The 11800-nt window shown below is 71.7% G+C and carries 9 protein-coding genes and 2 pseudogenes; 5 read left to right on the forward strand and 6 right to left on the reverse strand.

The features are described 5' to 3' along the window. The first annotated feature begins 60 nt into the window (after positions 1–60). Both WMF20_RS45700 and WMF20_RS45705 read left to right on the forward strand, forming a co-directional pair. A complete protein-coding gene (locus WMF20_RS45700) occupies positions 61–591 on the forward strand; it encodes a hypothetical protein (RefSeq protein ID WP_437608042.1) in 531 nt (176 codons plus the stop codon). A 753-nt stretch (positions 592–1344) separates the two neighbouring features. Next, positions 1345–2037: pseudogene (locus WMF20_RS45705) on the forward strand (IS1 family transposase); the annotation flags it as partial. A 302-nt stretch (positions 2038–2339) separates the two neighbouring features. Here WMF20_RS45705 and WMF20_RS45710 read toward each other — a convergent pair. The 3 genes and pseudogenes from WMF20_RS45710 to WMF20_RS45720 form a co-directional block, all read right to left on the reverse strand. Then, positions 2340–2831, reverse strand: a complete 492-nt coding sequence (locus WMF20_RS45710) for an RNA polymerase sigma factor (protein ID WP_437608043.1) — start codon at positions 2829–2831, stop codon at positions 2340–2342. Positions 2832–3860: 1029 nt separating this feature from the next. Next, complete coding sequence (locus tag WMF20_RS45715; RefSeq protein WP_437608044.1) at positions 3861–5258, reverse strand: HAD-IC family P-type ATPase; 1398 nt, start codon at positions 5256–5258, stop codon at positions 3861–3863. A 49-nt stretch (positions 5259–5307) separates the two neighbouring features. After that, a pseudogene (locus WMF20_RS45720) lies at positions 5308–5532 on the reverse strand (cation-transporting P-type ATPase); the annotation flags it as partial. A 122-nt stretch (positions 5533–5654) separates the two neighbouring features. Here WMF20_RS45720 and WMF20_RS45725 point away from each other — a divergent pair. After that, positions 5655–6512, forward strand: coding sequence for a 2-oxo acid dehydrogenase subunit E2 (locus WMF20_RS45725; protein ID WP_437617230.1), 858 nt, complete (start codon positions 5655–5657; stop codon positions 6510–6512). Positions 6513–6643: 131 nt separating this feature from the next. Then, complete coding sequence (locus WMF20_RS45730) at positions 6644–7231, forward strand: DUF981 family protein (RefSeq protein ID WP_437608045.1); 588 nt, start codon at positions 6644–6646, stop codon at positions 7229–7231. A 114-nt stretch (positions 7232–7345) separates the two neighbouring features. On the opposite strand, the gene WMF20_RS45735 is transcribed toward WMF20_RS45730, so the two are convergent. Further along, the gene (locus WMF20_RS45735; RefSeq protein ID WP_437608046.1) at positions 7346–8695 is read right to left on the reverse strand and encodes a phosphoribosyltransferase family protein; all 1350 of its coding nucleotides are present in this window, start codon (positions 8693–8695) and stop codon (positions 7346–7348) included. A 153-nt stretch (positions 8696–8848) separates the two neighbouring features. After that, on the reverse strand, positions 8849–9340 hold the full coding sequence (locus WMF20_RS45740) for an Hsp20/alpha crystallin family protein (RefSeq protein ID WP_437608047.1): 492 nt from the start codon (positions 9338–9340) through the stop codon (positions 8849–8851). Between the two features lie 474 nt (positions 9341–9814). On the opposite strand from WMF20_RS45740, the gene groL reads away from it, so the two are divergent. Then, positions 9815–11434: a chaperonin GroEL gene (gene groL / locus WMF20_RS45745; protein WP_437608048.1), complete on the forward strand. Its 1620-nt coding sequence runs from the start codon at positions 9815–9817 to the stop codon at positions 11432–11434. Between the two features lie 147 nt (positions 11435–11581). On the opposite strand, the gene WMF20_RS45750 is transcribed toward groL, so the two are convergent. Then, on the reverse strand, positions 11582–11788 hold the full coding sequence (locus tag WMF20_RS45750; RefSeq protein WP_437608049.1) for a hypothetical protein: 207 nt from the start codon (positions 11786–11788) through the stop codon (positions 11582–11584). Positions 11789–11800 lie beyond the last annotated feature (12 nt).

The raw sequence follows: 11800 nt of genomic DNA on the forward strand, positions 1-11800 counted from the left end.
CGGCATGCCGCTGGCAACAAAGTCCCGCGCGCGACGGAATGCGTCGCGTGGAGGTGGACCATGCACACCAGGATCGGCCTGGCCATGGCCGCGCTCATCGGAGCACCGGCCTGTGGAACAGCAGACGAACCGAACGCGGCGGGAAAGGAGGGCGGTGCGGAGGAGGGCGGCCTTCCGCCGCGTCGCTTCGAGCTGAGTCTCGACCCGGAGGAGCCGGCGATCCCGCAGATCGTGGCGGCCGGGCGGCACGAGCTCGTCGCGGCGTGCGCCGACCGCCCAGACGCGGCAGTCCGCATCTTCGACCCGCTCGAGCCGGGCCTGGTCGCGGACGTGCCCTGCGCCTCGGTGCTCAGCGGCGAGGTAGAGGCGAGCACCGCGCCTGCCGCCGAGGAGGGCGGAGAGCCGATCGTTGCGGCTCAGCAGCGATGGAGCCCCATAGGCCTCGGGTGCGGCGTCTTCATGCTGGGCGCCACGATGTTCGCAACCTCCGTGCTGTGCCCCAGGGCAAGAGACCCCCGGGACGCGCAGCGCTGCTCCAACTACTCGGGCGCCGCCCTCGGCACGCTGGGCGTCTTTTGCGGCCTCATCTGAGCCATGGGTAGGACCCTGAGGACAATCGGCATCCTGGCTTCCGGTGCGGCCGTCGTCGCCGCGGCGTGGCTCGATGCGCCGGCTCCCCTGGGGCCGCTCTCGCCGATGGGCTGGCTCCGCGCCGGACTACCAGTCTACCTGTACGTCTTCGCCCAGTGCTGGCTGAGCGAGGGTCGTGCACGCGAGCGGCGCGCACGCGGGTTCAGGGGCGACGATCAGCCGGGCAGCCCTCCGGGGCACCCCCCGGCGAGCTCGCCGGCCCACGAGCCGACGGACGACGTGCGCCCTCGGTAGCGCCCGCACGCCCCAGACGCGCAGGCGGCACCTGTGCGACTGGGCAAGCCGGAGCTCCACCATGTCGAGCAGCCGGCCCGTCACCCGCACCTCGAGCGAGACCTCCTCACACACCGGCTGGCGCGCGCCGACGAGCCGCAGCCGGGGCCACCGGCGGAGCGCCGCCGAGACGACGGGCCGCCGCCAGGGTAATGGTCAATTTTGACCAACCGGCCCGCTGCCGTCTTGACGCTCGGCCCGATGCCTGAACCGCGCCAGCAACGCGGCCTCCTCCCCATCCAGCTCCACGCCTCACCCCGTCCCCGCTTCCCGGCCCTACCACGGGCGCCGCGCGCCGCGTTGGCACTCGCGACCGACCGCGCGAAAGACCCGCAAAACAGGCTGGAATCGCGCAAGAGGGCCATGGTAGTCCACGTCCTATTCACGCGGAAAACCCGGGAAACACAGGCTTCTGTGCTCCGGCTGGTGGCCGTCCCGCAGCTCTACAGCGACGGCTGGCAGCCCTACATCGCCGCGGTGGGCGACGCGTTCGCGGGCGCCGTCGACTACGCCCAGGTCGTCAAGAGCTACACCCGGAAGGCGCGTCGCGACGATGACCACAGGTACGAGCCGCCGCGCGATCCGTTCATCACCCGCACGCCCGTCTTCGGCGTGCCCGACGTGAAGCGCGCCAGCACGAGCCACGTCGAGCGGCAGAACCTCACGATCCGGATGCACATCCGCCGCTTCACCCGGCTCTGCAACGGCTTCAGCAAGCGCCTTCCGCACCACGAGGCGGCCGTCGCGCTGCACATGGCGTTCTACAACTTCTGCCGCCCGCACGAGGCGCTGCGCGTCACGCCCGCCATGGAGGCCGGGCTGACCGATCACGTCTGGAGCATCGAGGAGCTCGTCACCGCGGCGCTTGCTGAGGCGCCCGCGGAGCCGCCGAAGCCGAAGACGCTCAAGCTCCCGGAGCCGCCCGCGGGGGCGCCCACGACGCCCGCCAGAGCTCTGCCGAACGGGCGCGGGTTCCTCCGGCTCGTCGGCAGCGCGCCGGCTGCGCCTGTGGCGCCCACAGAGCCGGAGCCACCGTCAGAGCCGCCGCCCGCGCCGAAGCCGAGGCGGGGGCAGCTCTCGTTGTTTGTCGACCTGGACGACGAGCTACGCTGATAGCGGCGCGGTCGCTCTACGCGACGCAGGCTCGGATCGATCGGTGGAGGGAAGCCCGGACCAACGATGGGCAGAACGATCTGCTTCATTGGCCGGTGCAGCTTCACGCGCGGCGGTTCGCCACGCGACTCGTTCGAAGTGTCGAACAGGTTGACGAGAGGATGATGACGATAGGTGGTCTTTGAATGGACCGCCTTTTCACGACGACGTCGGGACACACAGATCCTCCGCTTGTTGATGGCGAAGGCAGTTCTGAAGACTTCGCCGCTCGGACGGCGCCGCCGTCCGCTTCTTGGGCGTGCTCAGCGGCGCCGCCTGAGCTTCAGCGCCAGCGCCTCCCGGGCGATGCGCAGCCTGGACGCCGCGGTGCCCGGGTGCATGTTGCGGTCCTTCGCGTACTGGACGAGCGACTCCGGGTGGTCGACGGCGAGCAGCGCCTCGATCTGCCACGGCGTGAGCTCCTGGAGCGCCTCCAGCACTTCGCGCGCCTCGACCTGAGCGTGGAGGCTCGGGCCCATCGGCTCGGGCAGCAAGCCGAGCGGCTGCGCGTGCAGGACGGCGCGACGCACCCACGCGCTGCCGAAGTAGTGCGCCGCCTGCCGCCAGGCGATGCCGTGCAGCCACTTCCTCAGCGCGTCCCGGGGCTTCTCCCTCGGGTCGGGCCGGTACCTGCCGCGCCGGATGGCGTTCCACGCGCCGAGGAGCACCTGCTGCTCGACGTCGGCGCGGTCGCGCCTCGGGATGCCGGCAAGCGTCGCCAGGACGATCCCGCGCTCGGCGAGGATCGCGTCCATCGTCGGTCGCTTCCGGGGATGTCGCGCGGCAGGCGGGCGGCGGGCCCCCTTCCGCAGCTTCGTCACCCGGACCTCCCGCACGTCGGGCACCTGTCGGCGACGACGGGCCGCCCGAGGATCTGGTCGAGGGTCACCCCCGCGGCCTTCGCGGCGCGCAGGGCCATCGCGTGCGACCCGCCGTTGCCGCTGGCGAGCTGCTGGAGTCAGGCGGAGCATGGGGGAACGGGGGCGTCGGCGGCGCGCAGGCGCACCTCCGCCTTGCCCACCGTCGGGTGGGATCAGGTACAACTGCATCGTCGAACCTCGCGTGTTCGGGGTTCGGCCACGCAGCCCGGGGTGCTCGTAACACCCGCGGGCTGCACTTCCTGGCGGCCGACCCTACGCGGCGAGATCCCTAGTCGCCACGGTCATCGGGCAAAGTTGACCACTGCGGGTCAAAACTGACCACTACGTGCCCGGAGCTTCCGGGGAGAATCGAATTTCAAACCGGAGGCTGCCCGGAGCCTCCGGGGAGAATCGAATTTCAAACCGGAGGCTGCCAGGAGCCTCCGGGGAGAATCGAATTTCAAACCGGAGGCTGCCAGGAGCCTCCGGGGAGAATTGAATTTCAAACCGGAGGCCCCACGCAGCCGTCGGGTAGAACGATTCAGGTGACGCTGTACGCTCCGCACCGGCGCGGCCCGCTCCGGCCCACGTTGAGCGGCCGCGCTCCACGCGGTCGGTCCACCGGCCGGCCACTGGCCGGCTCGGCGAGGCGGCCTCGCCGCCGTTCCCCGCAGAATGCCGCGGGCTCCTCTCCCATCCCGCGTCCGTCGCCCGGGCATGCATCCTGCTTTCCCGCCTGCTCGCCTCGGCACCGAGTACATCGACGCGCTCGGCTGGAGCGCGGAGAGCGGTACGGCATGACCCTCGCATTCGGCGACATCAATGGCGACGGCCGCGCCGCCATCCTCTGCGCCCGCGCCCGGTACGATCCCGGGCACGTCCACGCGGCCCAGCCCCGCGGCGGCGTCGCTGGCCGGCGGCGGTTCATCCCACGCTGCGACCGCGGTCCATCTCACGCCGCCGCGCCCCGCGCCCCGCGCCGCGGTCCAGCACGGCGCGCCGCAGCGCATCGGCGAGCACCATCGCCGCGGCGCCCCCGGGCAGCCAGAGGAGCCACGCCGGCCCCACCGGCGCCATCGCGAACAACCCGTTCAGCCCAGGCACGTAGAGCAGCGCGATCGCCAGCGCGACCTCGGTCGAGAGCCCCGCGGCCACCCAGGGGTTCGACCAGAACGCGAGCCGCTTCCGGAGAGGCCCGTCGCGCTGCGCGATCAGACACCCTATCTGGCCCGAGACGATCCCGACGAAGGTCATCGTCGCCGCCTCTCGCTCCAGCGCGCGAAACGGCTCGAGCGAACCGAACGGCCTCCAGCCGTGCGCCCAGTGAAAGCTGAAATACGCGATGACGCCGAGCAGCGCCTCGACGGTCCCATAGAGGAAAAAGGTCCTGAGCCCGAGCTCCCGTGTGAGGATCGGTCTTCGGGGCGGCTCCGGTGGGACGTGCAGCGTCGCGGGCGACGGCGGCTCCACGCCGAGCGCCAGCGCGGGGAGCACGTCCGTCCCCAGGTCGATCGCGAGCACCTGCACGATCGCGAGCGGGAGAGGGATCGGCAAGAAGATGTAGAGAAGGAACGGGACGAGCTCCGCGACGTTGCTCGTGAACACATAGCTCACGAAGCGGCGGATATTCTGCTTGATGGCCCGCCCTTCCTCGATGGCCGCCACGATCGTGGCGAAGTTATCGTCGGAGAGGATGATGTCCGCCGCCTGCTTGGCCACCTCCGTGCCGCGCAGCCCCATGGCCACGCCGACGTCGGCGGCGCGGAGCGCGGGGGCGTCGTTCACGCCGTCGCCGGTCACCACGACCACCTCGCCGGCCCGCCGCAGCACCTGCACCACCCGCAGCTTCTGCTCCGGCGTCGTGCGCGCGAGGGTCGCGCCGGCCTGGAGCAGCTCCAGGAGCGCCCGGTCATCCATCGCGTCGATCGCCGGCCCCTCGGCCAGGCGGTCCGCCGTATCCAGCCCGACGGCGGCGGCCACCGAGCGCGCGACGGGGGCCGTCTCGCCCGTGAGCATCGAGAGGTCGATCGAGAGGCTGTCCGCGCCGAGCAAGATGCAGTCGGCCGGGACGATCTCCCCTGCCGCGAGCCGGACCACGTCGCCCGGGACGAGCTCGCGCGCGGGCACGCGCCGCTCGACGCCCGCCCGCGCGACGCGGGCGCGCACGGCGACACGGCGCATGAGGCTGCTCACGACCTGCTCGGCGCGGTGCTCCTGGACGAACGCGAACACGCCGTTGAGCACGACGACCGCGACGATGGCGAACCCGAGCTCCGGGGCGCCCGCGGCGAAGGCCAGCCCGGCGCCGAGCCACAGCAGCAAGCCACAGCAGCAGCGCGAGCGTGTGCGTGAGCTGTGCGAGCAGCGTCCGGAGCGGCCGTGACCGCCTGGGCGGCGTGGGCTCGTTGTCGCCGTGAGCGAGCCGCCTCCTCGCCGCTTCGGCCTCGGTCAGGCCGCTCGGCGCGGATCGCAAGGCCTGGATTCGCCCCACGACCGAGAGCGCGGCGAGCTCCGCGGGACGGGTGCGTGGCTGCGCGCCGGTGCCGCGGGGCTGCTTTGCTCGTCCGGCCGCAACAACAGAAGACGAGCGACTCACTTCCGCGGGCCTCGGCCACCAAGTAGCAAGCAGCGAGCCGGCCCGCTGCCGCTCATCGAACCGAAACGCGCAGCATGCCCTGGCCCGAGCCGTGCAGCCCGTGGGCCATGGCCGGGTGGATCATGCCCCATCTCGATCTCGTGCCCAAGCAGGAGATCTCCAGCTTCCGCAAGCTGGCCATCGGCAGCTGGCGCACTGCGTACGATCCGTCGGTGTACGGCACGCTCACGCTGCGCATGGACCGCGCGCTCGACTATATCCAGGCGTTCCGCCGCAGCACCGGCCGGCGGCTGACGGTGACGCACCTCATCGCCAAGGCCTGCGCCGAGGCGCTGCGCCGCTGCCCCGACGCCAACGCGATCCTGCGCTGGAACAGGATCTATCTCCGGCGCGGCGTCACCGTCTCGGTGCTGGTCGTGCAGGCGGCCGGCGGCGACGGCGAGGCGGATCTCACCGTGACCACGATCGAGCGGGCCCATGAAAAGAGCCTGGTGCAAATCGTCGACGAGCTGGACCGGACGATCGAACGCGCACGCAGGAGGCGCGACAGGGCGGTGGAAGGGACGAAGCGCGCGACCCGGCACATCCCGTTCCTCTTCATGAACGCCTCCCTGCGCCTGCTCTCGTTCATGATGTATACGCTCAACCTGGACCTGTCGAAGCTCGGGCTCCCGCGCGATCCGTTCGGCGCGCTCACGGTGACCAACGTCGGCTCGCTGGGCCTGGAGAACGCCTACGTGCCGCTCGTGCCCTACACGCGGACGCCGGTGCTCGTCGTCCCGGGCGTGGTGAGGGACGAGCCGGTGGTCGAGGACGGCAAGGTGGTGCCCGGCAAGGTGATGCGCGTGAGCGCCACGTTCGATCACCGATTCATCGACGGCTTCCACGCGAGCGTGCTGGCGCGCACCGTGCGCGAGATGCTGGAGGACCCGTTCCGCTGCTTCGACCGGCTGGACGCGGACGTGCCCACGCCTCGCTGACGTAGGTCGCGTCTCCCGCGGGCGTCGCCGCGCTGCCGGCGCGCATACGCCGGCCCTACATTCTTGAGCACGGCTCGGCGGCGTCGGGCGCTGGCTCGGCGACGACCAGCTCGCACGACGATGAGGAATCCATGTACATCAACTATCTCACGCTTCCGCTCGTCACGGCGGCGGCGGCGCTGGCGCTCGGGGCCTGGTATCTCTTCAGCGCGCCCGCCGCCGATGACTCGCAGGCTCACCGCCGCAGCTTCGCCTGGGCGTTCGGGGCGTGCGGGCTCATCCTGCTCATCACGGGCCTCCACCTCGCGCTGACATGGCCCATCCCGGGCGGGTACAACATCCTCTTCGGAGAGCCGCTCGTTTATTTCGGGACATTGCTCGTGATCGGCGCGCCGGCGCTGTCGCTCGGCGAGCGCCTGGGCCCCCTGCTCCTGGTCGGGGCCCTCGGGGGCATCACCAACCTGGTGCTCGCGCTGGCCATCGCGCGCCACGGGATGACGCAAAACCCGGCGCTCGCCGCGGCGATGTACGGCGCGAGCGGCCTCGGACTGCTGATCGCTCCGGCGATGGACAGGTCCGCGCCGGCGAGGCGCGCAGCAGGCGCGCTGCTCGCGGCTTCGGCGGCGCTGTTCGCGCTGTTCGGCTATGTGGCCTACGTGAAGCACACGGGCCTCGACGCGTTCGGGAAGTGGGTGCCCCGCGAGATGCGCTTGTGGTGATAGCCTGCACGTCGCCGGCGCACATCACATCTCCTCGAGCTCCTCGCCCGTCCGGGCCTCGTCGGCTCGAGCGCCACGGGCGACCATGAGCCTCGATCCACGCGGTTGTCTCCGCTACGCGGTCGCCTCGAGCGCCCGGGGCGAAAGGTATCGTACGAACCACGCGCTCGCCGCGCGGGCGACCTCTTCCAGCGTCCCCGGCTCCTCGAACAGGTGCGTGGCCCCTTCCACGATCGCGAGCTGCCGCGGTCCGCGCAGGAGCTCCAGCGCCTCCCAGTTGAGCGCGAGCACCTCGGTGTCCTCGCTCCCGACGAGGAGCAACGTGGGCGCGTGCACCTCCTTGAGGTACGAGCCGGCGAGGTCGGGGCGCCCGCCCCGCGACACCACGGCGCCCGCGAGGTCCGGGCGCCTCGCCGCGGCGATCAGCGCCGCGGCGGCGCCGGTGCTCGCGCCGAAGTAGCCGAGCCGCAGCGCGCTCGTCGGGGGCAGCTCGCGCATGGCCAGGGCCGCGCTCACGACCCGCCGTGCGAGCAGCTCGACGTCGAACCGGAGGTGGCCTGTCCGTTCATCCACCGCCTCTTCCTCCTTGGTGAGGAGATCGAGGAGCAGCGTGGCGAGCCCTGCGCCCTGGAGCACCTCGGCGACGAACCGGTTGCGCGGGCTGTGCCGGCTGCTGCCGCTCCCGTGGGCGAACAGGACCAGGCCCGTCGCCCCGGCGGGGATCACCAGGTCGCCTTCCAGGCGCGCGCCGTCGTCGAGCGCGATCTCGACGGGGAGCTCCTCCCCGGCAAGCTCCGCCGGCGCTTCCTCCTCGTCCTTGCCCGAGCCGCCGCCGTGCGCCCGCTCGAGCAGCGCGATGACGTCGTCGTCCGTGGTCTGGCTGAAGTCCTGGTAATAGGCGCCGATCGCGAACAGGCGCGGATCCGCGTCGAGACAGACCACCTCGTCGACCTCGGGGCGCAGGGAGTCGAGCGTCCTCGCGGACGCGACCGGGACCGCGAGGACGAGGCGCCTCGGCCCGCGCCGCCGGACGGCGCGGAGCGCGGCGCGCACGGTCCCGCCGGTCGCGATGCCGTCGTCGACGACGATGACGGTGCGCCCCGCCAGGTCGGGCGGCGGCCGGCCGCGCCGGAAGCGCTGGACGCGCGCCTCGACCTCGGCGGCCTTGCGGTCCACGAGCTCCGCGACCTCCTCCGGGGGGGCGCCGAGCTCCGCCAGCACCTCGTCGTTGAGGTAGACCTCTCCGCCCTCCGAGACGGCGCCCAGGCCCAGCTCTTCGTGCCCCGGGAAGCCGATCTTGCGCACCACCCAGACGTCGAGCGGCGCCTTGAGCGCCCGCGCGACCTCGTGGGCGACCGGGACCCCGCCGCGCGGGAGCCCGAGGACGACGGGCGCCTCCTCGCGGTAGCGCCGCAGCGCGAAGGCCAGGCGGCGCCCTGCATCAACGCGATCTCGAAACAGCATGAGCCCCTCCTCCGGTCGCCGGGTGACGTCCCTCGCCCTGACACCGGCCCTCGGGTCCTCCGCCGGGCTCCCCGACGCTGCTGCCTTGTCCCGGCGCGGTCGGCCCGGAGAGCTCGGGCGCCGGCGGCCGTCGCGCGGTCGCTGGGCGGCGCTTCAGGCGGCCTTCTTCGCCTCGATCTTCTTCGCCTCGGTCGACCCCTCGGCGCTCGGCTCCTTGCCGCGGAGCGGGATCTGCTTCGGCTGGACCCCGGCTGCCTTGGGGACGATGATCTCGAGCACACCGTTCTTCAGCTCGGCCTGGATGTTGTCGAGATCGGCGCTCTCGGGCAGCGTGAACGAGCGGCAGAAGCTGCCGTATTCACGCTCGTACGCATAGACGCGCTCGCCTTCTCGCTCCTCGCGCTCCTCGTCGCGCTTGCCGCTGATCGACAGCTGGCGCCCGCTGATGGAGACATCGACGTCACTCTCCTTCACGCCCGGCAGGTCGGCCCGGAACACGAAGCGATCCTTCGTCTCTCGGAGCTCGATGTCCGGTGAGAACCAGGCCTCCGGCTGGCGGAGCCGGGTGACTGGCTCCATCTCCGCGAACGGATCCCACTGGAACATCTCGCGCATCATGCGCTCCGGGTCGAGCGCGCGCATCATCGATGCGATCCTACGAGGCTCTCGCCAACGTGACAGCAGCGTCATGGTGACCTCCTTCGAACTCCAGACGACCTTTCCTGAACTCCTGCAACGCGCATCGCTTCGCGCGCCCGGAGGACCCTCGCTCGAGCGCTTGAGCCCGGCTCATGCTGGACGATCGGCGCGCGCGGTGGTTGCCGAGGGTGGGAGTTGCAGGATCCGTGCTCGCGGGGGGTGTACCCGCTCGGCCGGGTCGCGGCGCGCGGTGTCCGAGGGTGGGCCCGTGCGTTCGTCGCGGGTCCGAACCGGAATCACGGCTGCGGCGCCGCGCGGCCGGGCGAGCCGTCGATCTCCGGTTCCGGGCTCCGGTTCCGGGAGACCGCGGCCGGAGCGCGCGAACGACACCCGAGAGAGCAGGCCCTGGGGTTGCATCAGTGGGTGTCGGCGAGGGCGGCCACAGGAGCGCGGCCGCGCTCGTCCAGGAGGTCTTCCGCGATGACCCACAAGCAACTCCTCTTCCACGCCGCTGCCCGGGAGAAGGTCCTGCGCGGCGCCACGGCGCTCGCCGACGCCGTCCGCGTGACCCTCGGCCCGAAGTCGAAGAGCGTGCTCATCGGGCGCGCCTGGGGACGCCCCACCGTGTGCAACGACGGCGTCTCGATCGCCAAGGAGATGAGCCTCAAGGACCCTGAAGAGGACGTCGGGGTGCAGATCATCCGCGAGGCGGCCGAGCGCACGGGCGACGCGGTCGGCGACGGGACGACGACCTCCACCCTGCTGGCGCACGCGATCTTCGCGGAGGGGCTCCGCAACATCGCCGCGGGCGCGAGCGCGATCGATCTCAAGCGCGGCATCGAGCGGGGCCTCGAGGCGGCCGCCCGTGCGGTGCGGTCGCTCTCCCGCCCTGTGCAGAGCCGAAAGGAGAAGGTCCAGGTCGCCACGGTCGCGGCGCACAACGACGCGGTCATCGGCGAGCTCGTCGGCGACGCGGTGGAGAAGGTCGGCGGAGAGGGCGTCATCAGCGTCGAGGAGGCGAAGGGGACCGAGACGGCGGTCGAGGTCGTGCAAGGCATGCAGTTCGACCGCGGGTATCTCTCGCCCTACTTCGTGACCGACCCGGAGCGCATGGAGTGCGTGCTCGAGGAGCCGCTCATCCTGATCCACGAGAAGCGGATCGGCGTCATGAAAGACCTGCTCCCCCTGCTCGAGCACGTCGCCAAAGAGGGGCGGAGCTTCCTGCTCATCGCGGAGGAGGTCGAGGGCGACGCGCTGGCCACGCTCGTCGTCAACAAGCTGCGCGGGACGCTCGCTTGCGTCGCGGTCAAGGCGCCCGGCTTCGGGGACCGGCGCAAGGCGATGCTCGAGGACATCGCGATCCTGACCGGAGGACAGGTGATCGCCGAGGAGACAGGGCTGCGTCTGGAGCACGTGACGCCGGGCCAGCTCGGTCGGGCGGCGCGGGCCGTCGTGAAGCAGGAAGACACGACGATCATCGGCGGCGCTGGCGACCCGCCCGCCATCCAGGCGAGGTGCGAGCTGCTCCGGCGACAGATGAAGGAGGCGAAGAGCGACTACGATCGCGAGAAGCTGCAGGAGCGCCTGGCGAAGCTCGTCGGCGGCGTGGCGGTCGTCCGGGTCGGGGCGCCGTCCGAAACCGAGATGAAGTCCCGAAAAGAGGCGTTCGAGGACGCGATCAACGCGACCAAGGCGGCCGTGGCCGAGGGCATCGTGCCGGGCGCGGGGCTCGCGCTCCTGCGCGCGAGCGTCGCGGTGGAGCACGAGGAGCAGCGGTGCGACGGCGACGAGCGCACCGGCGTGCGCATCCTGCGCCGCGCGCTCGAGGCCCCGACGCGGCAGATCGCGGAGAACTCCGGCGTCGACGCCGGCGTCGTGATCGAGCGGATGCGCACCGGCAGCGGGAATCTCGGGTTCGACGCGGCGCGCGGCGCGTACGTCGATCTCGTCGAGTCGGGCATCATCGACCCGACCAAGGTGGTGCGCGTCGCGCTCGAGAACGCCGTGTCGGTGGCGAGCGTGCTGCTCTTGACGGAGGCGACGATGACCGAGATCCCCGAGCCGGCGAAGGAACGGGCGGCCGCGCCCCCGCTCGAATGAACCGCGCCATGAGCCCCCAGCGCTCGTCACGGCGGCGACCGACGCGACCGCCGCCGTGGTCTCGCAGGCGACCGGCGGCGTCCGCGCCTTCCATGACAAGCACGTGATCGCGTCGCGTAAGGCCCCGGCGCGGCGGGCCCCTGGGGCCTACGTCGTCGGCTTCGGCCCGGCCAACATCGCTTCGAGGCGCCAGAGCACCGCTTCGAGCCGCTCGATCGCCGCCTTCAGGTCCGCCCGGTATTCTCGATCGTCGGTGTGGACCAGCTCTTCTCGCATCCCCACGAGCCGGATCGACAGGGCGGTCCTCATGTCTCTCGCTTCGCGCTCACTGAGCTCGATCTGGAACTCGGCCATACCTTTCCTCCC

Origin of the sequence: Sorangium sp. So ce834 (assembly GCF_051521425.1) — a bacterium.
Classification (GTDB): domain Bacteria; phylum Myxococcota_A; class Polyangia; order Polyangiales; family Polyangiaceae; genus Sorangium; species Sorangium cellulosum_D.